Source organism: Streptomyces sp. NPDC057939 (genome assembly GCF_042887545.1).
Lineage (GTDB): Bacteria > Actinomycetota > Actinomycetes > Streptomycetales > Streptomycetaceae > Streptomyces.
Window position 1 is genome coordinate 1 of sequence record NZ_JBHVPG010000046.1, and the last position, 26,170, is coordinate 26,170.

The following is a 26,170-nucleotide window of genomic DNA, read 5'->3' on the forward strand; positions in this document are numbered from 1 at the left end:
TGGTGGTGGGGATGGTGAAGGTGATGCGGTCGCCGGCTTGGCTTGCGGTGGGGGGTCGGGGTCGGTCGGTGGGGAGGTCGAGTTGTTCGGGGAGTTCGGTGAGGGTGTTTTTCCAGTGCGCGAGTTGGCGTGCTGCGGTGCTGGTGGGGTTGGTGTCGTTGCCGAGGAGTTGGCGTTGCCAGAGGGCGTAGTCGGCGTATTGGACGGGGAGCGGTGCCCAGGTGGGGGCTGAGCCATTGGTGGTGCGGGTGGTGTAGGCGGTGGTGAGGTCGTGGGCGAGGGGGGTGCGGGACCAGGCGTCGCTGGCGATGTGGTGGATGAGCAGGAGCAACACGTGCTCCTCGTCCGAGACCTCGAAAAGGACAGTGCGTAGCGGGAGTTCGCTACCGAGGTCGAAGCAGTGACCCACGGCCTCCGTCAGCTTCCCGCCGAGTTCGTCCTCGTTCACCCGGACAACCGTGAACGACGTCTCGGCCACGTCCGCAGGAACGACGATCTGGTGCGGCCCGTGTTCTTCGTCCTCGGCGAAGGTGGTGCGCAGGCTCTCGTGGCGGGCGACGACGTCACCGATGGCGAGGCGCAGGGCGTCGGTGTCGAGACGGCCGGTGAGACGGAGAGCGGCCGCCGTGTTGTAGGTCGCGTTGGGACCTTCGAGTTGGTGGAGGAACCAGAGGCGCTGCTGGGCGTAGGACAGCGGAACGCGTTCCGGACGCGGCCGGGCGGTGAGGGGGGTGCGGGCCTCGACCGCCTGGTCGAGGGCGGTGGTGAGGCCGGCGATGGTGGGGGTCTCGAAGAGCTGCCGGATGGGGAGTTCGGTGCCGAGGGTGGTGCGGATGCGGCTGACGAGTCGGGTGGCTAGGAGTGAGTGGCCGCCGAGGTCGAAGAAGCTGTCGTCGATGGTGAGGTGGGGGACGGCGAGCACTTCGGCGTAGAGGGATACGAGGATCTCTTCGCGGGGGCTGCGGGGTGCGCGGCCGGCGGCGGATCCCGTGTAGGTGGGTGCGGGCAGCGCCTTGCGGTCGAGCTTGCCGTTCGGGGTGAGGGGCAGGGCTTCGAGGGTGACGAGGGCCGAGGGGAGCATGTACTCGGGCAGACGGGCTGCGAGCCCGGCCTGGGCGATGCTCTCGTTCCAGAAGGTGGGGTCGGGGACGAGGTAGGCGATGAGTCGTTGGTCGCCGGGCTGGTCCTCGCGGAGGATGACGGCTGTCTGGAGTACGCCCGGCTGGGTCGCGATTGCGGATTCGATTTCGCCGAGTTCGATGCGGTGTCCGCGGAGTTTGATCTGGTGGTCGGCTCGGCCGGTGAAGAGGAGTTGGCCGTTGTGGTTCCAGCGGGCGATGTCGCCGGTGCGGTACATGCGGCTGCCGGGAGGGCCGTAGGGGTTGGCGGTGAATCGTTCGGATGTCAGGGCGCTGCGTTGGTGGTAGCCGCGGGCGAGTTGGTGGCCGGCGAGGTAGAGCTCGCCGTTCGTGCCGGGGGCGACGGGGCGTAGGGCGCTGTCGAGGACGTAGGCCCGGGTGTTGGTGAACGGCCGGCCGATGGGGATGGGTCCATCGGGGAGTGCGTCGGCCGGGATGCGGTATTCGGTGGCGTTGACGGTGTTCTCGGTGGGTCCGTAGGCGTTGATGACCTGGGTGTGGGGGTGGGTCGTTCGCCAGGTGGTGAGGTGGTCCGTGTGGAGGGCTTCGCCGCCGAGGATCAGGGTGTCCGTCGGTGATGTCGTCTCGGGCAGGGTGTTGAGGATGGCGAGGTGGCTCGGGGTCGCCTTGATGAGGGTCGGCTGATGGGTGCTGGTTTCGAGGGTGGTGAGGTGGACGGTTCCGCCGTTGGTCAGCGGCGTCCAGAGGGCGGTGATGGTGAGGTCGAAGGCCAGCGGTGAGTGCAACAGAGTCGCTCCGCCGGTGGCGGGGTAGGCGGTGCGGGCTCGGTGGAGGTAGGTGGCGAGGGCGTGGTGTTCGATGATCACGCCCTTGGGGCGGCCGGTGGAGCCCGAGGTGTAGATCATGTAGGCCGCGTGGAGCGGTGACCACGGGGACCGACGTGCCTCATCCGTGAGCGGGTCCTTTGAGTACGTCGCCAGTACGTCCCTCGGGATGGGTTCGGTGAGGGTGAGGGCCGGAGTGGCGTCGGTGAGGATGTGGGTGATGCGGTCGGTCGGGTAGTCGGGGTCGACGGGCAGGTAGGCGGCGCCGGCCTTGAGGACGCCGAGCATGCTCACGATCGCGTCGGTGGTCTTGGGCAGGACCAGTGCCACGAACTGTTCCGCCCGGATGTCGTGGGCGATGAGGTGGCGGGCGAGTTGGTTGGCGTGGCCGTCGAGTTCGCGGTAGGTGAGGCTGCTGCCCTGCTCGTCCGTGACGGCTACGGCGTCCGGGGTGCGGGCGGCCTGTTCCGCGAAGAGTTCGTGCAGGGGTGTGTCCGGGTGGGGGGTGTCGTCGCCGTTCCATTCCACCAGGACCCGCTCGCGGTCGGCGGTGGCGAGGGTGTCGAGGCGGCCCACCGGCTGGTCGCCGTTCGTGGTCAGGGCGTTCAGGACACGTAGGACGCGCTGCGAGAGGGACCGGGCCAGGTGGTCCTCGCATACGTCCGCCCGGTAGTCGAGGTGCAGTTGCAGTGCGGTGTCCCTGGTGTGGGCGACCAGGTTCATGGCGAAGTCGGTGCTCTCGACGGCGTCGAAGCCGTCCATGCGCAGTCCGGCGCCGTCGAGTCGGGTGTTCGTGGCTCCCGGGCTCACGGGGTAGTTCTGGAAGACCATGGCGGTGTCGAAGAGGTCGGTGTGGCCGGCCCAGCGTTGGATGTCGGCGAGTCCGGCCCACTGGTGGTCCAGGAGTCGGGCCTGTTCGGCCTGGAGTCGGCGGAAGAAGCCGGTCAGGGGTTCGGTGTGGTCGAGGCGGGCGCGGACCGGGAGGGTGTTGATGAACAGGCCGACCATCGATTCGACGCCCGTGAGCTCCGGCGGTCGGCCGGAGACGGTGGCGCCGAAGACGACGTCGTCGCGGCCGGTGGCCTGGGCCAGGGCCAATGCCCAGGCGCCCTGGACGACGGTGTTCATCGTGACGCCGTGGGCGCGGGCCCATGCCGCGAGCGCGGTACTGGTCTCGGTGTCCAGGCCGAAGGTCACGCTCTGCGGCGCGGACTGCACCGGTCCGGCGCCCGGGGCGATCAGCCCCGGCTCCTCCAGACCCGCCAGGGATCCCGTCCATGCCTCGCGGGCCGCCTCCCGGTCGCGGCCGTCCAGCCACGTCAGGTAGTCCCGGTAGGGACGGACCCGCGGCAGGGCAGCCGCGCCACCATCGGCCCCCGCGTACAACGCGATCAGTTCCTGCCAGATCAGGGGCATGGACCAGCCGTCGACGAGGATGTGATGGTTGGTCATGACCAGCCGGACCCGGTTCTCGTCCAGCCGGACGGCCGTGAACCGCAGCAGCGGCGGGCGCGTCAGGTCGAAGCGGCGGGCGAGGACCTCGGCGGCGGCACGGTCCGAAGCGCGGGACCGTTCGTCGGGGGCGATGCCGGTCAGGTCGAGTTCCTGCCAGTCGAGTTCGACGTCGGCCGGTACGACCTGCACCCAGGCGCCCGACGGGACCTGATGGAAGCCGGCGCGCAGGTTGTCGTGGCGCCGCAGCAGCGTCTCGGCGGCCGCCCGCATGCGGGGTGAGTCGAACGGGCCGCTCAGGTCGAAGGAGATCTGACCCACGTACACGTCGCGGGTGTCCTCGTCGTACAGGTTGAGGAAGAGGAAGCCCTCCTGGAGGGGCGCGAGCGGCAGGACGTCCCGCAGCCCGGGGACGACGGACTCCAGGTGCTCGATCTCGGCCTGCGTGACCGTCGGGTGGGTGACGTCGGACGGGGTGAGGCCGGCGGCGTCCGGGTGGCGGGCCTCCTCGACGAGGCGCTTCAGGGCGGCGAACCAGCCCTGTGCCAGCTCACGGACGTCCTCGGGCCGCAGCAGGGCCGCCGCGTAGGTCCAGGTGGCCGACAGCCGGGTGCCGGTCGGGGTTTCGCGCGCCGAGGCGTTGAGGTCCACCGGGTGGGCCAGGGGCATGGCACCGTCGATCCCCGCGACGTCGGCCCCGGCGACGGACCAGGCGGCGGCCTCGCCGGCGCCCCGGCCGATCCGGCCCAGGTAGTTGAAGCCGAACTCGGGTACCGGCAGGGCGGCGAGGACGGCCCGGCCGGTGGGGTTCAGGTGGCGCAGCAGGCCGTAGCCGAGACCGTTGCCGGGTATGGAACGGAGCTGTTCCTTGACGGCCTTCAGGGCCGGGATCAGGGCCGGTACGAGGGCAGGCGTCCGGGCCGACGGCAGGGTACGCGCACGGACGGGGCCGCCACCGGTGCCGGGCGTCGTCGGGTCCAGGAGGACGGGGTACATGGAGGTGAACCAGCCCGCGGTGCGGCTGAGGTCGGCTCCGGGCACGGCGTCCTCGTGCCTGCCGTGGCTCTCCAGGTCTACCACCACCGGGGCGTCGGGGTCGCCGCCCCGGCCGCCCCGGCCGCGCCGCCAGTCGGCGACCGCGACCGCGAACGCGGTCAGCAGGACGTCGTTGATCCCGGCGTTGACGGTGCCCGGCACCCAGGTCAGCAGGGCTTCGGTGGTCTCCGCGTCGAGTTCGGCGGTGACCTCCCCCGCGGCCGCGTGGGTGTCGCGGATCCGGTCCACGCGCAGGGCGGGGGGTGTGCCGCCGAGGACGGTGCTCCAGTGGTCGAGCTGAGCCTCGGTCCGCGCGTCGAGGGCGAGGTCGGAGAGGGAGCGGGTCCAGTGGCGCCACGGGGTGCCCACCGGGGTGAGGGTGCCACCCTCGTAGGCGGTGACCAGGTCGGGGACCACGATCCGCCAGGTGACCCCGTCCATGACGAGGTGGTTGGCGACGAGGACGAGGAGGCCGTCCCGGTCCGTTCCCCGGTCGATCCAGACGGCCTGGAGCATCCGGCCGGCAGTCGGGTCGAGCCGGGACCGGGCGTCGCGGGCCCGACCGGTCACGGCGGCGCGGACCGCGTCGTCGTCGAGACCGGTGGCGTCGAAGCGGGTCAGGCAGTCGGAGGCGGTCACCGAACCCGGCTCGGGCACGGTGACGGTCCAGTCGTCGGCGACCCGCATCCGCAGGGCGTCGTGGTGGTCGAGCACGGTCCCCAGCGCGCGGCCCAGGGCCTCGAAGTCCAGGGCGGCGGGCGCGTGCAGGACGGCCGACTGGTTGAACGCGGCCCGGTCGGAGCCGAGGTCGGCGAACCATCCCATCATCGGCGTCGTGGGGGCGTCCCCGTAGGGGGACGCCCCTGCCACCGCCGCGAGCGGTTCGGTGCCCTCCGGGCCGGCCGCGGCCGTCGCCGCTTCGGCGAGCAGTGCGGGTGTCTGGTGCTCGAAGACGTCGCGCACCGACAGGACGAGACCGGCCGCGCGGGCCCGGCCGACGAGCTGGATGGAGAGGATGCTGTCGCCGCCGAGGTCGAAGAACCCGTCGTCGATGCCGACGGGGCCCTGGCCCAGGACCTCGGAGAACAGTGCGCACAGCTGTCGTTCGCGCGGGGTGCGCGGGGTGCGGCCCGAGGTCTGCCCGCTGTAGTCGGGGGCGGGCAGCGCCTTGCGGTCGAGCTTGCCGTTGATCGTCAGGGGCAGGGCGTCGAGGGGGACGAACGCCGTGGGGATCATGTGGTCGGGCAGGATGCCGCGCAGGTCGGCGCGCAGTCGGCGGACGTCCGGGGCGTGGCCGGGCTCGGGTACGACGTACGCCACGAGCCGCCGGTCGCCCGGGTTGTCCTCGCGGACGATGACGGCCGCCCGGGCCAGTTCGGGGCGTTCGACGAGGACGGACTCGATCTCGGCGGGCTCGATCCGCAGTCCGCGGATCTTGACCTGGGTGTCGACGCGGCCCAGGTACTCCAGCTCGCCACCGGGCAGCCAGCGCACCAGGTCGCCCGTGCGGTACATGCGGGTGCCGGGTGCGCCGTACGGGTCGGACACGAAGCGTTCCGCGGTGAGCGCGGGCCGGCCGTGGTAGCCGCGGGCCAGGTGGGAGCCGGCCGCGTAGAGCTCGCCGGGGACGCCGGGGGGCACCGGACGCAGGGCGGCGTCGAGGACGTAGACGGAGCTGTTGGCGATGGGGGCGCCGATGGGCGGGGTGACGGGGCCGGACAGGGGGTGGCTCATGGTGGAGCAGACGGTGGTTTCCGTCGGCCCGTACGAGTTGAGCAGCGTACGGCCGGCGGACCAGCGTTCCACCAGCTCCGGCGGGCTCGTCTCGGCGCCCACGACGAGGGTCGTGACGGTGGGCAGCGCGTCCCCGGGCAGCAGTTTGAGGACGGCGGGGGTCAGGCTGAGGTGGGTGGCGCCGAAGCGGTTCGCCAGGGCGGCCAGCTCCGGTCCCGGGGTGAGGCCGGCCGGTGCGACGACCAGGGTCGCCCCGGTGAGGAGGCCCATCGACAGTTCCCAGAAGGCCGCGTCGAAGCTCGGGGAGAGGTGTTGGAGGACCTTGCTGCCGGGGCCGGTGGCGCAGTCGCCGGTGAAGATGTCGAGGAGTCCGGGGAGTCCGGAATGGGTGACGACGACGCCCTTGGGCCGGCCGGTGGTGCCGGAGGTGTAGATCATGTACGCGGGGTGGCCGGAGAGGCGCGGGCCGTGCCGTTCCGTGTCGGTGACGTCGTGCGGGGGCAGCGCGGCGAGTTCCGCGCCGGTGGCGGCGTCGTCCAGGAGGAGCAGCGGGACGCTCGTGTCGGGCAGTGCGCCCGCGACGGCCCCGGTGGTGACGATCAGGGCCGGGGCGGCGTCCTCGACCAGGTACGCGATGCGTTCCGCCGGGTAGGCGGGGTCGATCGGCACGTAGGCGGCGCCCGCCTTGAAGGCGGCGAGGGTGGCGGTGACCAGGTCGGCCGAACGGGGCAGGGCCAGCGCGACGAACTGTTCGGCGCGCACGCCCCGTTCGACGAGGTGGCGGGCCAGCCGGTTGGCGCGCGCGTTGAGTTCGGCGTACGTCAGGGTGCCGTCCTCGGATTCGACGGCCGGCCGGTCCGGGGCCTCGGCGGCGTGCCGTTCGACGTACTCGGCGAAGGTCCTGGGGTCCGCCGGGCGGGGGGTGTCGTTCCACTCGACGAGTACGCGGCGCAGTTCGGCGGCGTCGAGCACGGACGGCTGCGTGATCCGCAGGTCCGGGTCGTGGGCGAGCGTGTCGAGCAGGCGCAGGAAGCGGGCGACGAGGGAGCGGACGGTGTCCTCGTCGAAGAGGTCGGTGCTGAACTCGGCGGCTCCGGCGAGGCCGGCGGGGGAGCCGTCGGCCTCGCGGTGCTCGGCGAGTTCGAAGGCCAGGTCGACCTTCGCAACGCCGCTCTCGACGGGGATCGGGGTCACGGCGAAACCGGCGGCGGACATGGCCGCGAGCGCGTTCTGCTGGGTGGTGTCCAGGCTCAGGAGGACCTGGAACAGGGGGTTGTGGGACAGCGACCGGTTCGGGCCGAGGACGTCGACCAGGCGCTCGAAGGGCAGGTCCTGGTGGGCGTAGGCCGTCAGGTCGGTTTCGCGCACGCGGTCCAGCAGCTGCCGGAACGTCGGGTCGCCGGAGGTGTCGGTGCGCAGGACCAGGGTGTTGACGAAGAAGCCGACGGCCTCGTCGAGGGCGTCGTCGGAGCGGCCCGCGACGGGGGTGCCGATCGGGATGTCGTCGCCGGCGCCCATCCGGTTCAGCAGGGTGGCCAGAGCCGCCTGGAGGACCATGAACACGCTGGTCCGGGACTCGCGGGCCAGTGAGGCGAGCCGTCCGTGCAGGCCGGCCGGGACGGTCACCGGGACCCGGCCGCCCCGGTGCGAGGCGACGGCGGGGCGGGGCCGGTCGGTGGGGAGCTCCAGCAGGTCGGGAGCGCCGGCGAGGGCCTGCTTCCAGTGGGCGAGTTGGCGGCCCGCCACAGCGGTGGGGTCGTCGGCGTCACCGAGCCGGTCGGCCTGCCACAGCGCGTAGTCGGCGTACTGGACGGGCAGCGGCGTCCACTCGGGGGCGCGGCCCCCGGCGAGCGCGGTGTAGGCGGTCGCCAGGTCGCGTACGAGCGGGCCCAACGACCAGCCGTCGCCCGCGATGTGGTGGACCGACAGCAGCAGGGTGTGTTCGGCCGGGGCGAGTCGGAACAGTTCGGCGCGGACGGGGACGTCGCGGGTCAGGTCGAAGGAGTGCCGGCCGGCGTGCGTCAGGTCCGCGTCGAGCCGTCCCTCGGTGGTGTCGCGGACGGGCAGTTCGAAGTGGACCGTTTCGGGCGCGAGGACGGTCTGTCGGGCGCCGAGGGCGTCCTCGGTGAAGACGGTGCGCAGGCTTTCGTGGCGGACGATGACGGCCTGGAAGGCGCCGCGCAGCGCCTCGGGGTCGAGGGGGCCGGTCAGTCGCAGCGCGCCGGTGATGTTGTAGGTGGGGGAGGGGCCTTCGAGCCGGTGCAGGAACCACAGCCGCTGCTGGGACGAGGACAGCGGCAGGCGGTCGGGGCGCGGACCGGCGGTCAGCGGGGTGCGGGCACGCTCCGCGTCGTCCAGGGTCGCGGCGACCCCGGCGACGGTCGGCGTCTCGAACAGCTGCCGGACGGACAGTTCCACGCCGAGGGCCGTACGGATCCGGCCGGCGAGCCGGGTCGCGAGCAGGGAGTGGCCGCCGAGGTCGAAGAAGCTGTCGTCGATGGTGATCCGGGGTACGGCCAGGACCTCCGCGAAGAGGGACGCGAGGATCTCCTCGCGGGGGCCGCGCGGGGCCCGTCCGGCCGTGCGCGCCTCGTGGGCGGGCGCGGGCAGGGCCTCGGTGTCGAGCTTGCCGTTGGGGGTCAGCGGGAGGGCGTCGAGGGTGACGAACGCGGAGGGCACCATGTGCTCGGGGAGCTGGGCGGCGGCGTGGTCGTGCAGGGCCCGGGAGGACGGGCCGCCGTCCCGTGTCACCACGTAGGCGGCGAGCCGCAGGTCGCCGGGGACGTCCTCGCGCAGCCGCACGGTGACGTCGGTGACGTCGGGGTGCGCTGCCAGCACGGCCTCGATCTCGCCGAGTTCGATGCGGAAGCCGCGGATCTTCACCTGGTGGTCGGCGCGGCCCAGGTAGTCGAGTCCGCCGTCGGCGCGGCGCCTGGCCAGGTCGCCGGTGCGGTACATCCGGGTGCCCCGCTCGCCGAACAGGGTGGCGTACGGGTCGGCGGGGAAGCGGTCCGAGGTGAGGCCGGGCCGGCCGAGGTAGCCGCGGGCCAGGCCGGCGCCCGCCACGTACATCTCGCCGGTGACGCCGGCCGCGGCGGGCCGCAGTCGTCCGTCGAGGACGTAGACGCGCAGGTCGGGGATGTTGACGCCGATGGTGCTGGCGGTGGCGGCCTCGGCCGTGGCCCGGTCCACCGGGAAGTGGGACACGTGGACGGTGGTCTCGGTGATCCCGTACATGTTGACGAGGGCCGGGGCGTCCTGCGGGTGCCGCTCGTACCAGTCGCGCAGTCGGGACAGGTCCAGGGCCTCGCCGCCGAACACGATCGTGCGCAGCGACAGGTCGGGGGTGTGCTCGCGTTCCGCGGCGGCCAGTTGGTGGAACGCCGACGGGGTCTGGTTGAGCACGGTGACGCGTTCGCGTTCCAGGAGTCCGAGGAACGCGACGGGGTCGCGGGTGACGGAGTGCGGGACGACGACGAGCCGGCCGCCGTGGAGGAGCGCTCCCCACAGTTCCCAGACGGAGAAGTCGAAGGCGTAGGAGTGGAAGAGGGTCCACACCTGTTGCTCGTCGAAGGCGAACCAGTGGTCGGTCGCGGAGAAGAGACGCACGACGTTGTGGTGCGGGACGGCCACGCCCTTGGGGCGGCCGGTGGAGCCCGAGGTGTAGATGACGTACGCGGTGTCGCGCGGGTCCAGCCGTCGGGTCCGTTCCTCCTGGCGGAGGTCGCCGTCGCGGAGGTCGGCGGCTTCGGCCGCGTCGGCCGCGTCCCCGGTGGGGTCCGGACCGGCGACGACGATGCGGGGCACGTCGTGGGCGGGCAGGCGGGTCGCGGTGTCCGGGTCGGTGAGGAGGACGGCGGGGGCGGCGTCGGACAGTACGTAGGCGAGGCGGTCGGCCGGGTAGTCGGGGTCGAGGGGCACGTAGGCGGCGCCGGCCTTGACCACGGCGAGCAGCGCGGTCACCAGCTCTGCGGAGCGGGGCAGTGCCAGCGCGACCAGGGAGTCCGGGCCGATGCCGCGCGCGGTCAGCAGCCGGGCGAGCCGGTTGGCGCGGGCGTTGAGCTCCGCGTACGTGAGGGAGGTGTCCTCGAAGGTGAGGGCGGTGCGGTTCGGGAAGCGGGCGGCCTGCCGCTCGAAGAGTTCGGGCAGGGTGGCGTCCGCGTCCCCGGCGGGCGTCGTCGTCGGGTCGGGCCGGTTGGCGTCGACCAGCAGCCGGTGTTCCTCGCCCGGGGCCAGCACGTCGATGTCCGCGAGGCGCGCCGTCGGGTTCGCGGCGACGGCGGCGAGGAGCCGCAGCAGCCGCTCCGAGAGGGCGCGGGCCGTGTCCGCGTCGAAGAGCTCGGTGCTGTACTCGACGGCCAGGCGCAGTCCGGCGGCCGCACCGTCGGCGTCCCGACCCTCGTCGAAGGCGAACGCCAGGTCGAACTTGGACAGCCCGGTGTGCAGGGGCACCAGCTCGGCCCGCAGCCCCGGCAGCCTGCCCAGCTCGCCGAGGGCGTCCTGCTGGGTGGTGTCGAAGGTCAGCATCACCTGGAACAGCGGGTGGTGGGGTGCCCCGCGGTCCGGGTTGAGGGCCTCGACGAGCCGCTCGAAGGGCACGTCCTGGTGGTCGAAGGCGGCGAGGTCGGTGTCGCGGACCCGGCCGAGCAGTTCGCGGAACGTGGGGTCGCCCGAGGTGTCGGTGCGCAGGACGAGGGTGTTGACGAAGAAGCCGACGAGGTCTTCCACCCCGGCGTCGGTGCGCCCCGCGATCGTCGAGCCGATCGGGACGTCCTCGCCCGCGCCGAGCCGTGTCAGCAGGCCGGCGAGGGCGGCCTGGAGCACCATGAACACGCTGGTGCGGGTCTCGGTGGCGAGGGCGGCCAGCGAGCGGTGAAGGTGGGCCGGGACGGACAGGTCGAGGCGGGCGCCGGCGTTGGTGCGGCGGGCCGGGTGGGGTCGGTCGGTGGGGAGTTCGAGGCGTTCGGGCAGTCCGGCCAGGGTCGTCCGCCAGTGGGCGAGCTGCCGGTTGCCCTCGGCGTCCGCGTCGTCGGCGGCGCCGAGGAGTTCGTGCTGCCACAGTGCGTGGTCGGCGTACTGGACGGGCAGTGGCGCCCGGTCGGGTGCGGTCGTCCCGGCGAGGTGGGCGGCGTAGGCGGTGCCCAGGTCCCGGGCGAGCGGGGCCAGTGACCAGCCGTCGCCGGCGATGTGGTGGAGCACCAGCAGCAGGACGTGTTCCTGCGGGGCGAGCGTGAACAGCGTGGCGCGCAGCGGTGTTTCGCGGGCCAGGTCGAAGGGGTGGCGGGCAGCGACGGCCAGTTCCGCGTCGATGCGTTCGGCGTCGCAGGTGGTGATCTCCAGGCGGGGCGCCGCCCGCTCGGGGGTGAGGACGACCTGGTGGGGGCCGTGCTCGTCCTCGGCGAAGACGGTCCGCAGGCTTTCGTGCCGGGCGACGACGTCCCCGATCGCGGCGGCGAGGGCCGTTTCGTCCACGGGTCCGGTCAGGCGCAGCGCGGCCGGAATGTTGTAGAGCGCGGAGGGGCCCTCGTACTGGTGGAGGAACCAGAGGCGTTGCTGGGCGAAGGACAGCGGAAGCCGTTCGGGCCGCGGCCGGGCGGTGACCGCGGTACGGGCCCGGCCGGCGCCGGTGAGGGCGGCGAGCGCGGCGACGGTCGGGGATTCGAAGACCTGCTGGATCGTCAGCTCGGTGCCGAGCGCCGTGCGGACGCGGCTGATCAGGCGGGTGGCGAGCAGGGAGTGCCCGCCGAGCTCGAAGAAGCTGTCGTCGATGCCGGGTTCGTCGACGCCGAGGACCTCCGCGAACAGGGTGCGGAGGATCTCCTCGCGCGGGGTGCGCGGGGCGCGGCGCCGCGTGCGGCTCGTGTACGAGGGGGCGGGCAGGGCCTTGCGGTCCAGCTTGCCGTTGGGCGTGACGGGCAGGGCGTCCAGGACGACGAAGGCGGCGGGGACCATGTGGTCGGGGAGCCGTTCGCGCAGCGGTCCGGTGAGCGCGTCGGGGTCGGGGCGGCCGCCGGCGGCCGGCACGAGGTAGGCGACGAGGCGTTGGTCGCCCGGCTGGTCCTCGCGCAGGAGCACCGCGGCCCGGCCGATGCCGGGCAGGGCCAGCAGGACGGACTCGATCTCGCCGAGTTCGATGCGGAAGCCGCGGAGTTTGACCTGGTGGTCGGCGCGGCCGAGGTACTCCAGGTGTCCGCGCCGGTTCCATCGGGCGAGGTCGCCGGTGCGGTACATGCGGGTGCCGGTGGGGCCGTACGGGTCGGCGGTGAAGCGTTCGGCGCTGAGGGCGGGTCGGCCCAGGTAGCCGCGGGCGAGCTGGACGCCGGCGATGTACAGCTCGCCGGGCACGCCGGGCGGTACGGGACGCAGCGCGGCGTCCAGGACGTACATCCGGGTGTTCCAGACGGGCAGGCCGATGGGGACCTGGCCGTCGGTGGCGGCGCACGGCCAGTACGTGACGTCGACGGCGGCTTCCGTCGGCCCGTACAGGTTGTGCAGGGGGGTGTCGGTCAGGGCCAGGAAACGGGCGGCGAGTTCGGGGGAGAGGGCCTCGCCGCTGCAGAAGACGCGGCGGACGCCGGTGAGGGACGCGGCGGCGGCCGGCTCGCCCAGGAACACGTCGAGCATCGAGGGCACGAAGTGCAGGGTGGTGATGCCTTCGCGGGCGACGACGTCGGCCAGGTAGGCGGGGTCCATGTGGCCCTCGGGCCGGGCGACGACCAGGGTCGCGCCCTCGATCAGCGGCCAGAAGAACTCCCACACGGACACGTCGAAGCCGGACGGGGTCTTCTGCAGGACGCGGTCGGAGGCGTCGAGGCGGTAGGTGTCCTGCATCCAGGCGAGCCGGTTCACGATGGCTTCGTGCGAGACCACCACGCCCTTGGGGCGGCCGGTGGATCCCGAGGTGTAGATGACGTAGGCGGGGTGCCGGGGGTCGAGGGCCGGGCGGGCGGCCGGGGCGGTGTCCGCGGCCACGGCCCGCACGTCGTCGGCCGCCCCGGGGGCGTCGAGCAGCAGGCGGGGGGTGCCGTCGTCGGGCAGTCGTCCCTCGGTGTCCCGCGAGGTCAGCACCAGCATGGCGCCGGCGTCCCCGAGGATGTGCGCGATGCGGTCGGCCGGGTATCCCGGGTCGACGGGGACGTACGCGGCTCCCGCCTTCAGTACGCCGAGCAGTGCGACGACGAGCTCGGCGGACCGGGGCAGGGCCACGGCGACGAACTTCTCCGGCCCGGCCCCGCGGGCCGTCAGGGCGCGGGCCAGCCGCTCGGCGCGGGCGTCGAGCTCGGCGTAGGTGTGGGTGGTGCCCTCGAAGACGAGGGCCCGCGCCGCCGGCGTGCGGGCGGCCTGCGCGGCCAGCAGGTCCGCCAGGGTGGCCGCGGGGACCTCGTGCGCGGTGTCGTTCCAGTCGGACAGGACGCGCCGGCGCTCCTCGTCGCCGAGCAGGACGGCCCGGCCGACCGCGGCGGCCGGATCCGCCGTCAGGTCCTCCAACAGGCCCACGAAGCGTTCCTGGAGCGAGCGGAGCTCCTCGGCGTCGTAGAGCTGCGGGTTCCCCTCGAAGTCGACGCGGATCCCCGACTCGGGGGTGCCCGTCAGCACGAAGTTGAGGTCGGTGGTCGGTCCCGAGCCGAGGCTGCGCATCACGCCGGGCGAACCGGCGAAGTCCACGGGCCGGGTGTAGGGCAGGACGTTGACGGTCGGGCCGAGCACGCCGGCGCCGCCGGACAGGCCGAGCTCGCGGTTGAGGTCCTCGCCCCGGTAGCGGCTGTGGGCCATCAGGGCGCCCAGGGCGGTGGAGACCTCGGAGATCAGCTCGGTGAAGGTGGTGCCGGGGCGGACGGTGAGCCGCAGCGGCAACTGGTTGGAGACCATGCCGGGCGTGGTGCGGGCGTTGGCGCCGTGGCGGCCGGTCACGGGCACGGACACGACGATGTCCTCGGCGCCCGTCATGCGGTGCAGGAAGGCGGCGACGCCGGCGATGACGACCCGCGCCCAGGAGGAGTCGTTCGCCGCGGCGACCTCGTCGAGGATCCGGGTCCGCTCCGGGGCCAGGCGCAGCCCGACCCGGGTGCCGGCGAGGGCGAGGCGGCTGCTGCGGCCGGTGAGGGAGACCGGGTCGGGACGGTCGGCGAACAGGCCGGTCCAGTGGGCGCGGTCCTTCTCGTACCGGGCTGAGGCGCGGTAGGTCTCCTCGCCGGTGACGAGCCGGTCCATGTCGCCGAAGGAGGCCGGCGGTACGGCGCCGCCGTCCAGCAGGGCCGCGTACACGGCGGCGAGCCGCTCGTAGAAGAGGGACATGCTGGTGCCGTCGAGGACGATGTGGTGGACGCCCAGGTAGTACATGTGCCGGTCCGGGCCGAGCGTGAACAGGGCGTGGCTGCTCAGGCCGGGCCGGTCCAGGGCCACGGGCGTCGCCCGGTCGGCCTCCATCAGGCGCAGCGCCTCGCCCTCGGGGTCCCGGTGTCCGGTGAGGTCGAAGTGGGCCAGCCGCACCGGGGTGAGGGGGCTCCCGTCGGCGGCCGTCGGGGCGTCCTCGTCGGCCCGGTCCGGCGGGGCGATCGGGCAGTGCACCCGGTGGGGGCCGTCCTCGTCGACGAGGAAGCGGGAGCACAACGTCTCCGTCCCGGCCATGGTGTGCCGGAGGGCGGCGCTCAGCACGGCGTGGTCGATCGGCCCGCTGATCTCCAGGCTGGACCCGGTCTTGTAGTGGGTGCTCCGCGGATCCAGTTGCTGGGCGAGCCACACCTCGTGCTGTGCGCTGGTCAGACCGTGCCGAACGGCAGCGAACTCAGACACTGTCCCTCACATTCGTCCGCCGGAGCACCCGGCCATTGCGTGGTGCGATGCAATCTAGGAAATGCCGCTGGAGCATCATTCGATTAATGGGAACTTGGACGCTAACAACCCTCTGACGTGCAGGTCAACCGATTGTTTGGGCTTATCAAGGGGTCTTGAGGATTTGGATATCCGGCGGATAGCAAGGGTATATGGCCGATTTGTAGACTGTTACTCGAATTCACGTCCAATTTTGCTGGCAGAGAATGTCGGAGCCCTTTCCCCCGGGCTCTCCCGGGCATTCACCCGTTCTTGGAGCCGCCATGCCGCCGAGTGCCATCGCCTACGCCGAGCTGTACGTTTCCGACGACCGCGAAGCCGCCGGCTTCCTCATCGACAGCCTCGGCTTCGCGCCGGTGGCCGTGGCCGGTCCGGCCACCGGGACGCGGGACCGAAGGTCCACCGTGCTGCGCGCCGGCTCGGTCACCCTCGTCGTCACCCAGGCCCTGCGGCCGGACGGCCCGGTCGCCGCGTACGTGGAACTGCACGGCGACTCCATCGCCGACCTGGCCTTCACCTGCGCCGACGTGACGGAGACCTTCGACCGTGCCGTGCTCGCCGGCGCGGCCGTCCACCACCGGCCCGAGCCCTCCCGGGTCCGCGGCCAGGGCGGCGAGTACGCCGTGGTCTCCGGCTTCGGGGACCTCCGGCACACCCTGCTGCCCGCGTCCGGGGGCCCCGCCGGGCACCTGCCGCCCGACCGGGACTGGGCCCTGCTGCCGGCCGCCGACGTCACCGACGCCGTCGGCTCCGGGGCCCGGCCCGTCCTCGACCACGTCGCCGTGTGCCTGGAGGCCGGCACCCTGCGCAGGACGGCCGCGTTCTACGAGGCCGCGTTCGGGATGCCGTACTACTCGTCGGAGTACATCCAGGTCGGCGAGCAGGCGATGGACTCCATCGTGGTGCGCAACGCGGACGGCGGGGTGACCTTCACCCTCATCGAGCCCGACGACTCCCGACTGCCCGGCCAGATAGACCGGTTCCTGGCCGCGCACAACGGCGCCGGCGTCCAGCACCTGGCCTTCCTCGTGGACGACATCGTCGATTCGGTCCGCACCCTCGGCGGGCGGGGCGTGGAATTCCTGAAGACCCCGGCCGCCTACTACGACCTGCTCGCCCGCCGGGTCGGCGGCCTCGCGGACCGGATCGCCGAACTGCGCGGGACGAGCGTCCTCGCGGACCGCGACGAATGGGGATACCTGTTGCAGATCTTCACCCGCTCGCCGTATCCGCGCGGCACGCTCTTCTACGAGTACATCCAGCGCAACGGGGCCCGCGGCTTCGGCAGTTCCAACATCAAGGCGCTGTACGAGGCAGTGGAGCGGGAGCGGGAAGTGGCCGGCCGATGACGGCCGCGGCCCACCCCCGCACCCCGCCCGGGCCGGCCGGGCCCGGGCGGGCGGCGCCCCGCCCCCTCCCGCCGACCCGGCCCGGCGCCCAGGCCCTGACCCCGGCGGACTTCGCCGACCGGGCGCGCACCCAACTGCCGCCCGACATATGGGACTTCATCGCCGGTGGGGCGGGTCGGGAGCGCACCCTGGCAGCGAACCAGGCCGTCTTCGACGCCGTGCGCCTGCGCCCCCGGGCCCTGCCCGGCATCGAGGAGCCGGACACCTCGGTGGAGGTGCTCGGCTCCCGCTGGGCCGTTCCCGTCGGGATCGCCCCCGTCGCCTACCACGGGCTCGCCCATCCGGACGGGGAGTGCGGCACCGCCCGCGCCACCGGCCGGCTCGGGGTGCCGCTCGTCGTCAGCACGTTCGCCGGGCAGCTCCTGGAACGGGTCGCCGAGGAGGCCACGGCCCCGCTGTGGCTCCAGCTGTACTGGTTCCGCGAACCCGGCCTCACCCTCGGGCTCGCCCGCCGCGCCGCCGCCGCCGGCTACCGGGCGCTCGTCCTCACCGTCGACACCCCCTTCACCGGCCGCCGGCTGCGCGACCTGCGCAACGGCTTCGAGGTCCCCGCCCACATCCGCCCGGTGAACCTGGACGGTTCCGCCGCCGCGGGCGCGGCCACCCCGGGCGCGCACAGCCGACTGGCCTTCGACCGCTCGCTGGACTGGGGCGCGGTGGCCCGGCTGCGGGACGAGAGCGGCCTGCCCGTCCTCGCGAAGGGCGTCCTCACCGCCTCCGACGCCGAAGCGGCCGTCGCCGCGGGCGTCGCCGGGATCATCGTCTCCAACCACGGCGGCCGCCAGCTCGACGGCGCACCCGCCACCCTCGACGCGCTGCCCGAGGTGGTGGCCGCGGTCCGGGGCCGCTGCCCGGTCCTGCTGGACGGCGGCGTCCGCGGCGGGACCGACGTACTGGCCGCCCTCGCCCTCGGCGCGCGCGCCGTCCTCGTCGGCCGGCCCGCGCTGTACGCGCTCGCCGCCGGGGGGACCGACGGCGTCCACCGGATGCTCACCCTGCTGGCCGAGGAGTTCGCCGACACCATGGTCCTCACCGGCCACGCCACGACCGCCACGATCGACGCGGCCACCGTCGTCCTGCCCGGACCCGGCCGGCCCGCACCGGACAGGAGCCCCGGATGACGACCACCGCGCAGCCCGCGGACCCCGGCCGGGTCCTCGACGGGGACCCCGGACGGGTCCTGCGCCGAACGGCACTGCACGCCAGCCTGTCCGACCCGACGCTCGACACCATGAACTTCCTCAACGAGGTCACCTCCCGCTACCCGGAAGCGATCTCCTTCGCGCCCGGCCGCCCGTACGAGGGGGACTTCGACGTCGCGGGGATCCCCGGCCTCATCGACACCTACCTCGACCACCTGCGGGGCCTCGGCCACTCGGAGGAACGGATCCGCACCGCGCTCTACCAGTACGGGGAGACGGCGGGGCAGATCCGCGACCTGGTCGCCCGCATGCTGGAGGTCGACGAGGACCTGATCGTGGACCCGGCCGCCGTGGTCGTCACCGTCGGCTGCCAGGAAGCCATCGTGCTGGCCCTGCGCACGCTGTTCCGGGACCCCCGCGACGTGCTCCTCGTCGACAGCCCCTGCTACGTCGGGATCACCGGCGCGGCCAGCATGCTCGGGATACCGGTCGTGGCCGTCCCCGGCGGCGACGACGGCGTGAGCCCGGAGGGCCTCGACCGCGCGGTCCGGGAGATCGAGGCCGGCGGCCGCCGGGCCAGGGCCCTGTACGTGGTGCCCGACTGCTCCAACCCCTCGGGCGTCAGCATGAGCCGCGACAAGCGCACGGAACTGCTCGACGCGGCGGCGCGGGCCGACCTCCTCATCCTGGAGGACAACCCGTACGGAGTGTTCAGCACGGTCCGCCACCCCACGCTGAAGTCCCTCGACACCGACCGGCGGGTGCTCTACCTGGGCTCCTTCGCCAAGACCGCCTTCCCCGGCGCCCGCGTCGGGTTCGTCGTCGCCGACCAGCGCGTCGAGAGCGCCGACGGCGGCCCGCCCACGCTGCTGGCCGCCGAACTGGCCAAGATCAAGAGCATGGTGACGGTCAACACCTCCAGCCTGAGCCAGGCCGCCGTCGCCGGCCTGCTGCTGCGCGGCGGGGGCGGGCTGCGGCGCGCCAACGAGGCGACGGCCCGCCACTACCGGCGCACCATGTCCCTGGTGCGGGACACCCTGGCGGAGGAACTTCCGCCGGGCGCGCCGCAGTCGGCGGGCGTCGGCTGGAACGACCCCCGCGGCGGGTTCTTCCTGACCCTCGACGTGCCGTTCCCGGCGGACGAGGCGGCGCTGCGCCGGTCGGCGCAGGAGTACGGGGTGATCTGGACCCCGATGCGCCACTTCCACCTCGACGGGGCCGGGGACCGTCGCATCAGGCTCTCGTGCAGCTACCTGACCACCGCCGAGGCGGTCGAGGGAGCCCGCAGGCTGGCCCGCTTCATCAGGGACACCGCATCCCCGGCCGGTTGAGCCGGCGGGGGCGCGCGGCGGCCTACCGGGGGTCGCCGCCGTCCTCCACCAGGCCCGCCTTGTAGGCGATGATCGCCGCCTGCACCCGGTTGCGCACCCCCAACTGGGCCAGGATCGCGCTCACGTACGTCTTGATGGTGCCCTCGACCAGGTGGAGGCGCTCGGCGATCTGCGCGTTCGACAGACCGGCGCCCAGCATCCCGAGGACCTCGCGCTCGCGCTGCGTCAGCAGCTCGGTGCGACCGCCCTGGTCCTCGCCGCGCTGCGCGGGCGCCCGGCGCAGGTCGGTCATCAGCCGGCGGGCCACGAGCGGCGACAGGCAGGAGCCGCCGCCCGCGACGGCCCGGACCCCGGCGATCAGGTCCCGCGGGTCGGAGGCCTTCAGCAGGAACCCGGCCACCCCCGCGTCGAGCGCCCGCTCGATGTACTTGTCCTCCCCGAAGGTGGTCAGCATGATCACCCCGGTCTCCGGGTTGGTGGCGCGGAGCTCCCCGGCGGCGGTCAGCCCGTCCATCTCGGGCATCCGGATGTCGAGCAGGGCGACGTCGGGCCGGTGCTTGCGGGCAAGTTCGACGGCCTCGCGGCCGTCGGAGGCCTCGGCCACCACCTCGATGTCCGGGTCGGTGGTCAGGATGGAACGGACCCCCGCCCGGATGATCATTTCGTCGTCGGCGAGAAGTACGCGCATCGTCCGCTCCTCGGGCTTCGTTGTCACAGACTGTCCTTGGCCACCAGCAGATCATCCTTGAAGCACAACCGGTACATGCGGTTGGTGAGTTGGAGGACGTTCCCGCCCGTCCGGTAGTACTCGCAGGACGTCCCCGCCGGCACCGGCGGTTCGAGGACGACCGGGGGCGGTTTGCTGATCCGGCGCTCCGGCAGGACCGCCGCCAGCTCGGCGCGCGGCTGGCCCGGCCGGATCCGCGCGTAGTCCCCGGGGTCGAGCGAGGTGAGCGCCGACGTGAAGACGTAGAGCCCGGCCAACAGGGCGACCAGGCCCGCACCGATCAGCACGGGGATCCGCCCGGCCCGTCGCACGTCGCGCCGCAGCCGGGTCCGGGCCCGGCCGAGCGCCGCCCCCGAGTGGCTGCGGCCCGGCGGCGCCGCCTCCGGGTGCGGGTAGGGCTCGGTCTCCTCGAACCCGCCCGCGCCCCGGGGCGTCCCGGCCGGTCGGCCCCCGCCCGCCCCGTCGTCCTCGTCCGGCGCCGCCGACGGGTTCCGGGGCAGCCGCGCCAGCACCTCGAAGCCGCCCGATCCGGGGCCGGTCCGCAGCGAGCCACCGGCCAGCCGGACCCGTTCGTCCAGCCCGATCAGCCCCGAGCCGCTGCCCACGGCAGGGGCGTCGGCCGGCCCGTCCGCCAGCTTGTTGAATACCCACACGACGCTCTCGCGGGGGCGGTGGGTGACCCGTACGGTGATGGCCGCGCCCGGCGCGTGCTTCGTCGCGTTCGTCAGGGCCTCCTGCACCACCCGGTACGCCGCCCGGTCGGCGAGCAGCGCGAGCGGCGGGGCGTCCTCGCCCTCCTCGACGAACCGCACCGCCATCCCGGACCGTTCGAAGCGGCGCACCAGATCGGCGACCGACTCGTCGGACGGGCTCAGCGGGGAGGGGCTGCCCTCGTCGCGGAGCAGCCCGATCACCTCGTGCAGCTGCTCGGAGGCGCGCGTGCACCGCTCGCGCAACTGCGTGATCGTCGCCCGGTGCTCCTCGGGGACCCCCCGGGCCAGTTCGAGGGCCCCGGACAGCAGGGCCATGACGCTCAGTTCGTGGCCGAGAGAATCATGGATGTCCTCGGCGATCCGCGAGCGTTCCTTGAGCCGGGCCTGCTCGGCGATCCAGCGCTGCTTCCATTCCAGTCGCTCCGCCCGCTCCCAGCCGGCGTGCATGAGCGCGGCGCGCCGGCTCCACCAGTAACCCACCCACCACGGCAGGACGGAGGTGGCGAAGCCCACCATCAACAGGCTCAGCCAGTCCTTCATCTCCGCGAACCCGGCCGTCACGGCCAGCCCGGTGAGGGCCACCAGGGCGAACACGGCGTGCGCCCGGGCGGGCGCGGTCAGCCTGCTCCCGGCGAGGAAACTGAGGACGAGGGCCGCCACGGCGGTCCACACGCTGCTGCCCAGCCAGGGGTAGAGCCCGCACAGCGAGGCCGCGAGCAGCAGGGACAGCAGCGGGACGGTGCGTTCCACCGCGACCGCGGCGGTGATCATCAGCAGGGCCGCGAGCCAGGGCCCCGGGGCGGACGTGAGCCGGCCGGCCTCCAGCACCGCGGGCGCCAAGAGCACGGCGAGCAGCACCAGGGTGCCGCGCCCGCCGAACGGGCGGGCTCCGGGGCTCCCGGACAACCGCGCCACCAACCGCTCCGTACGCCGCCGAACGGCACGCCATCGCTGCATGCCAGCAAGCTACAAGAGGGTCGGCGCCGCCAAGACCTGTCGAAAGTCGAGTGTGTTCGTTGCCGATCGCCAGATGTCCGGGGTCCGCGGAATTCCTAGTGTCTGGGTATGCCCTCGGAAGGAGCCAGCAGGCCATGATCACTTTGGACCGACTCACGAAGCGGTACGGCGACAAGACGGCCGTGTCCGACCTTTCCTTCGAGATCAACCCGGGCAAGGTGACCGGGTTCCTCGGCCCGAACGGCGCGGGCAAGTCGACGACCATGCGGATGATCGTCGGCCTGGACGCGCCGACGACGGGCCGGGCGCTGATCGACGGCAAGCCGTACGGGTCCCTGCGCCACCCCCTGCGGGAGGTCGGCGCCCTGCTCGACGCCCGCGCCGGACACCCCGGCCGCTCCGCCTACCACCACCTGCTCGGCATGGCCCGGAGCAACGGGATCCCGGCCTCGCGGGTGAACCAGGTGCTGGAGACCGTCGGACTCACCGAGGTCGCCAAGAAGCGGATCGGCTCCTTCTCGCTCGGCATGGGCCAGCGGCTCGGCATCGCGGCGGCGCTGCTGGGCGATCCGAAGGTGCTGCTGTTCGACGAGCCGGTCAACGGCCTCGACCCCGACGGGGTGCGCTGGGTCCGGGAGTTGATGCGTTCGCTGGCCGCGGAGGGCCGCACGGTCTTCGTCTCCAGCCACCTGATGAGCGAGATGCAGGAGACCGCCGACCACCTCGTGGTCATCGGCCGGGGCAAGGTCATCGCCGACGCCCCCATCGAGGAGGTCATCGCGGGCAGTTCGCTGAACGCGGTGAAGGTCCGCACCACACAGCCCGACGTGCTGCGACGCGAACTGGTCCGCTTCGGGATGAGCGTCGAGCCGGAGGACGGCGCGCGGTACGGCGAGTTGATCGTCGTCGGCGGCAGCCTGGAGCAGATCGGCGACCTCGCCTTCGCGAACCAGGTGCCGGTGCACGAACTGAGCCCGCGCAAGGCCAGCCTGGAGCAGGCCTACATGGAACTCACCGCTTCGAGCGTGGAGTACACCACCCCTTCCGTTTCCCTCGCCGCCGACGCCCAGAAGGTGTGATCGACATGACGACAGCAACCGCACCCGCGCCCCGGCTGGTCGGACCCGTCAAGGGCGGTGGTCTGCGCGGCGCCCTCGCCTTCGAGTGGACCAAGCTCTCCAGCGTCCGGGCGACCTGGTGGAACCTCGCCGTCGGCCTGATCCTGACCGTGGGCTTCGCGGCGATGGTCGGGATGTCGGCCTCGGCCAGCGCTGCCAAGGGCGTCGACGTGGCCTCCCCGGCCCCGCACGCCGCCGCGCAGGCCTTCCTGATCTCCCAGCTCACCGTGGTCGTGCTGGCGACGCTGGCGCTGACCAGCGAGTACGCCAGCGGTTCGATCCGCACCACGCTGCAGAGCGTGCCGGCCCGCGGCCGGATGCTGCTCGCCAAGACGGGTGTCGTCGTCGCGGTCGTGGCGGTCGCCGGGTTCGTGTTCAGCGTGCTGGCGTCGCTGACCACCGCCGCCCTCATGGGTGAGGACGGCGCCTACACCGGCGGCGACCTGTTCGCGACGGCCCTCGGGGCGTCCGTCTACCTGGGTGCGCTCGCGGTGATGTCCATCGGCATCGGGACGGTCCTGCGCAGCGCGGCCGGCACGATCACCACGCTCATCATGGTCCTGCTGGCCCTGCCGCAGCTGATGACCGTCGTCGGCGCGAAGTGGCTGGAGACGGCCAGCGAGTACATGCCGAGCGTCGCCGGCACCGTCCTGATGACGCAGGACACCCGGCCGTACGGGAGCGGGACGGCCGTCCTGGTCCTGCTCGTGTGGGCCCTCGCCGCGGCCGTCGCCGGCCACGCGGTGCTCCGTAGGCGCGACGCCTGAGGCGCCGGGAGCGGGACCACGGCCCTGCGGGGGCCGCACGCCAAGGGGCGTGCGGCCCCTTTCCCGTGCGCCCGGCCCGGGCCGGCCGGCGGCGGGGGCCTCGGGGACCGTCGGGTCGCTGTCGATAGCGGGGCGATACGAGCCCCATATCCGGCTCCGGGACAGTGGTCGACGGTCAGAACCGACGGATGGGAGGACGCCCGCATGCGCACCGTGGCGATCGTGGGCACCGGCCTCATCGGAGCCTCGGTCGGCCTCGCCCTGCGCAAGCAGGGCGTGACCACGTACCTGATCGACGAGGACCCGGCGGCGGCGCGCGCCGCGGAGGCGTTGGGCGCGGGGCTGGCGCAGCCGCTCCGGGAGCCCGCGGACCTCGCGGTCATCGCGGTGCCGCCCACCCGGATCGCGGCCGCCTTGGCGGAGCACCAACGGCGGGGCACGGCTCGCTTCTACACGGACGTCTCCGGCGTCAAGGTGCGGCTGCACCGGGAGATCGAGGACCTCGGCTGTGACCTGCCGGCCGTCGTCGGCGGCCACCCCATGGTCGGTGGCGGATGGGCGGGGCCCTGGGCGGCCCGCGCCGACCTCTTCGAGGGGCGCCGCTGGGTGCTCACCCCGAACGAACTCACCGACAACCTCGCGCTCAACCACGCGCTGGAACTGGTGGCCCTGTGCGGGGCGGTGTCCGTCCTGCTCGACCCCGAGACCCACGACCGGGTCCTCGCGCTCGTCTCCCACGCCCCGCACCTCATCGCCAGCCTGGCCGCGGCCAGGCTGCTCGACGTGGACGAGGCGGCCATCCGGCTGGCCGGCCAGGACCTGCGGGACATCACCCGCGGCACGGGCGGCAATCCGGAGACCTGGACGGACATCCTCACCGCCAACGCCGGCCCCGTTGCGGACCAGTTGGACGTCTGGGCCGCCGAGGTGCGGTTGCTGGCGCAGGAGCTGCGGGCGGTGGAACGGTCCACCGACGGCCTGCGGCCCGTACGGATTCCCGAGCTCCTCCGCTTCGGAGCGGCCGGCCGCGCGCGCATACCCGAGGACCTCGGGGTCCGCGAGGAGGGGAATGCCCCGGAGGGGCCCCTCGTGCGGACGGCCGGCGGAACGTGAACGCATTCCGTTTTATCCGGGTGTGACCGCTCCGACCCTGCCGAACGTAGAGGGGGAACGCCGGAGAACCAGTGGCGAAAGGCTCGGCGGTCGACAGGAGGGAAAGCTGTCCGATTTCCCCTCGCCCGGAATGATGAAATGCCGGAGCGGAGCTTCCGTTTCCTTTTTCGGCTCATAGCCTGACGGTGTTCGGATATCTCAAGGAGATGAACGCCGATGCCGTCGACCGGGTTCGTGCATTCCCCGCGCTCCTATGCCCTCGCCACGCTGTGCGCCGCCGTACTGGCCCTCGCGCCGGCCGCCGACACCGCCCGGGCGGGCGCCGCCGCCGGGCCGCCGGGACCCACCCGTACCGTCGGACCGCGCCTGCCGGCCCCGACCGGCGGCCTGCCCGTGGGGCTGCGGACCCTGGCACTGCGCGACACCTCCCGCGAGGACCCCTGGGAGCCGGGCCGGGCCCGGGAGCTGATGCTCTCCGTGTGGTACCCGGCGCTGCCCTCCGAGGCGCCGCGCGCGGCCTACGTCACGGCGCGGGAGTCCGCGATGATCCTGCGGCAGCACCGGGTCACGGGGGTCCCCGAGGACCTGCTGAGCCGGACCCGGACGCACGCCCGTACCGGGCCGCCGGCGCTGCCCGTGGCCGGGAGCGGGCTGCCCCTGGTCCTGCTGTCGCCCGGCTTCTCGTTGCCCCGCACCTCGCTGACGGCGCTCGCCGAGGACCTGGCGAGCCGGGGCTACGCGGTGGCCGCGGTGGACCACGCGTACGAGTCGGCGGCCATCACCTACCCCGACGGCCGGGTGACGGGCTGCTCGGCCTGCCGGCCCGCCGTGCGGGGGGCCGAGGTCGCCGCGACCCGGGCGGCGGACCTCTCGTACGTCCGGCGGCGGCTCACCGGAGCGGGCGGCGGGGTCGAGGCGGGCGGCGGGGTCGATGTGGGCCGCGGGGGCGAGGCGGGCCTGCCGCGGCTGGATCCCGCGCGGGTCGCGGTCGTGGGGCACTCCATCGGCGGCGCCGCCGCCTTCGAGGCGATGCGCCGGGACCCGGCCTTCGTCGCCGGGGTGAACATGGACGGCACCTTCCAACCGTCGGACGCGGGCCCGCTGGAGCGACCGTTCCTGCTGCTGGGAGCGGACCGGCACGGCCTGCCGGGGGCCGATCCCAGCTGGGACGCGGCCTGGCGCCGGCTCACCGGGCCCCGCGCGTGGTTCTCGGCCGCCGGGGCGGTGCACACGTCGTTCACCGACTACGCGGCGCTGACCGGGGCGACGGTCCCGGCTGCCGCCGGGGGCGGGCCGGCGGCCCCCGCGCTGCCCGCGGCGCGGGCCGTCCGCCTCACCCGTGAGCTGGTCGCGGCCTTCCTCGACGGGCACCTGCGCGACGGGTCCCGCCCCCGCGCCGACGCCCTGCTCGACGCCGTGCGGGCCCGGCACCCGCAACTGCGCGGGCACGGCCGGTGAGTGCGAAGCCGGACGGATAACCGACGGAAACGCTGACTGCCTAGGGTCGTGACGCTGGCCATCTGGCCACCCGGCCGTCCGGCCAGGGTGGTGCCGGCGCAACCGCCATCCGACGTTCCCGGAAGGAATCCGACGTGACCAATCCGTTCGAAGACGCCGACGGCCGCTACCTGGTGCTGGTCAACGACGAGGGACAGCACTCTCTGTGGCCGTCGTTCGTCGACGTGCCGGCCGGATGGACGGCCGCCTTCGGTGAGTCCGACCGGCAGTCCTGCCTGGACTACGTGGAGAAGAACTGGACCGACATGCGTCCCAAGAGCCTCGTCGACGCGATGAGCGCGGAGGGCTGACCGGGTCGGCCCGCGCGGCCGGCGACACCCGGGTGCGGCCCCTCCGTCAGGGAGGGGCCGCACCCGTACGGTGCCGGGGGCGCCCCCGCCCGTCGGCCGGGCGGGGGG

11 protein-coding genes are annotated in these 26,170 nt (G+C 73.4%); 8 read left to right on the forward strand and 3 right to left on the reverse strand.

The genetic code is table 11. The annotated features are described in order from the left end of the window. Positions 1 to 14,938 (reverse strand): amino acid adenylation domain-containing protein (locus tag ACFVS6_RS33395; RefSeq protein ID WP_389709881.1); only part of this gene is annotated, 14,938 nt, incomplete at its 3' end. 302 nt (positions 14,939 to 15,240) lie between these two features. Between ACFVS6_RS33395 and hppD the strand changes: the two genes are divergently transcribed. From hppD to ACFVS6_RS33410, 3 genes are read left to right on the forward strand one after another with little or no spacing between them, the layout of a single operon-like run. Then, positions 15,241 to 16,326 (forward strand): 4-hydroxyphenylpyruvate dioxygenase, encoded by a 1,086-nt coding sequence (hppD, locus tag ACFVS6_RS33400; RefSeq protein WP_389709883.1) that lies wholly within the window; start codon positions 15,241 to 15,243, stop codon positions 16,324 to 16,326. Next, positions 16,323 to 17,507, forward strand: a complete 1,185-nt coding sequence (locus ACFVS6_RS33405) for an alpha-hydroxy acid oxidase (protein ID WP_389709885.1) — start codon at positions 16,323 to 16,325, stop codon at positions 17,505 to 17,507. The genes hppD and ACFVS6_RS33405 overlap by 4 nt, the downstream gene beginning before the upstream one ends. Continuing rightward, a complete protein-coding gene (locus tag ACFVS6_RS33410; protein ID WP_389709887.1) occupies positions 17,504 to 18,859 on the forward strand; it encodes a PLP-dependent aminotransferase family protein in 1,356 nt (451 codons plus the stop codon). Before ACFVS6_RS33405 ends, ACFVS6_RS33410 begins: the two co-directional genes overlap by 4 nt. A 22-nt stretch (positions 18,860 to 18,881) precedes the next feature. Here ACFVS6_RS33410 and ACFVS6_RS33415 read toward each other — a convergent pair whose 3' ends face one another. Further along, the gene (locus tag ACFVS6_RS33415; RefSeq protein ID WP_389709889.1) at positions 18,882 to 19,547 is read right to left on the reverse strand and encodes a response regulator; all 666 of its coding nucleotides are present in this window, start codon (positions 19,545 to 19,547) and stop codon (positions 18,882 to 18,884) included. Positions 19,548 to 19,570: 23 nt separating this feature from the next. After that, the gene (locus ACFVS6_RS33420) at positions 19,571 to 21,256 is read right to left on the reverse strand and encodes a sensor histidine kinase (RefSeq protein ID WP_389709891.1); all 1,686 of its coding nucleotides are present in this window, start codon (positions 21,254 to 21,256) and stop codon (positions 19,571 to 19,573) included. Between the two features lie 134 nt (positions 21,257 to 21,390). Here ACFVS6_RS33420 and ACFVS6_RS33425 point away from each other — a divergent pair, with 134 nt between their 5' ends. The 5 genes from ACFVS6_RS33425 to ACFVS6_RS33445 all read left to right on the forward strand — a co-directional run bounded on the left by ACFVS6_RS33425 (position 21,391) and on the right by ACFVS6_RS33445 (position 26,062). Further along, entirely contained in the window at positions 21,391 to 22,335 is a 945-nt protein-coding gene (locus ACFVS6_RS33425) for an ABC transporter ATP-binding protein (RefSeq protein WP_389709893.1), read from the forward strand. Positions 22,336 to 22,340: 5 nt separating this feature from the next. Continuing rightward, positions 22,341 to 23,141 (forward strand): ABC transporter, encoded by an 801-nt coding sequence (locus ACFVS6_RS33430; protein WP_389709895.1) that lies wholly within the window; start codon positions 22,341 to 22,343, stop codon positions 23,139 to 23,141. 204 nt (positions 23,142 to 23,345) lie between these two features. Next, the gene (locus ACFVS6_RS33435) at positions 23,346 to 24,254 is read left to right on the forward strand and encodes a prephenate dehydrogenase (RefSeq protein ID WP_389709897.1); all 909 of its coding nucleotides are present in this window, start codon (positions 23,346 to 23,348) and stop codon (positions 24,252 to 24,254) included. A 216-nt stretch (positions 24,255 to 24,470) separates the two neighbouring features. Beyond that, positions 24,471 to 25,712 carry an alpha/beta hydrolase family protein gene (locus tag ACFVS6_RS33440; RefSeq protein ID WP_389709899.1) on the forward strand — a complete coding sequence of 414 codons (1,242 nt, stop codon included), beginning with the start codon at positions 24,471 to 24,473 and terminating at the stop codon, positions 25,710 to 25,712. Between the two features lie 134 nt (positions 25,713 to 25,846). Beyond that, the gene (locus tag ACFVS6_RS33445; RefSeq protein ID WP_281208670.1) at positions 25,847 to 26,062 is read left to right on the forward strand and encodes an MbtH family protein; all 216 of its coding nucleotides are present in this window, start codon (positions 25,847 to 25,849) and stop codon (positions 26,060 to 26,062) included. The last annotated feature ends 108 nt before the right edge of the window (positions 26,063 to 26,170 follow it).

Excerpts from the sequence above, each read along its gene's own strand:
- hppD (WP_389709883.1), top strand. The coding sequence starts at position 15,241 with ATGCCGCCGAGTGCCATCGCCTACGCCGAGCTGTACGTTTCCGACGAC.
- ACFVS6_RS33405 (WP_389709885.1), top strand. The coding sequence starts at position 16,323 with ATGACGGCCGCGGCCCACCCCCGCACCCCGCCCGGGCCGGCCGGGCCC.
- ACFVS6_RS33410 (WP_389709887.1), top strand. The coding sequence starts at position 17,504 with ATGACGACCACCGCGCAGCCCGCGGACCCCGGCCGGGTCCTCGACGGG.
- ACFVS6_RS33415 (WP_389709889.1), bottom strand. The coding sequence starts at position 19,547 with ATGCGCGTACTTCTCGCCGACGACGAAATGATCATCCGGGCGGGGGTC.
- ACFVS6_RS33420 (WP_389709891.1), bottom strand. The coding sequence starts at position 21,256 with ATGCAGCGATGGCGTGCCGTTCGGCGGCGTACGGAGCGGTTGGTGGCG.
- ACFVS6_RS33425 (WP_389709893.1), top strand. The coding sequence starts at position 21,391 with ATGATCACTTTGGACCGACTCACGAAGCGGTACGGCGACAAGACGGCC.
- ACFVS6_RS33430 (WP_389709895.1), top strand. The coding sequence starts at position 22,341 with ATGACGACAGCAACCGCACCCGCGCCCCGGCTGGTCGGACCCGTCAAG.
- ACFVS6_RS33435 (WP_389709897.1), top strand. The coding sequence starts at position 23,346 with ATGCGCACCGTGGCGATCGTGGGCACCGGCCTCATCGGAGCCTCGGTC.
- ACFVS6_RS33440 (WP_389709899.1), top strand. The coding sequence starts at position 24,471 with ATGCCGTCGACCGGGTTCGTGCATTCCCCGCGCTCCTATGCCCTCGCC.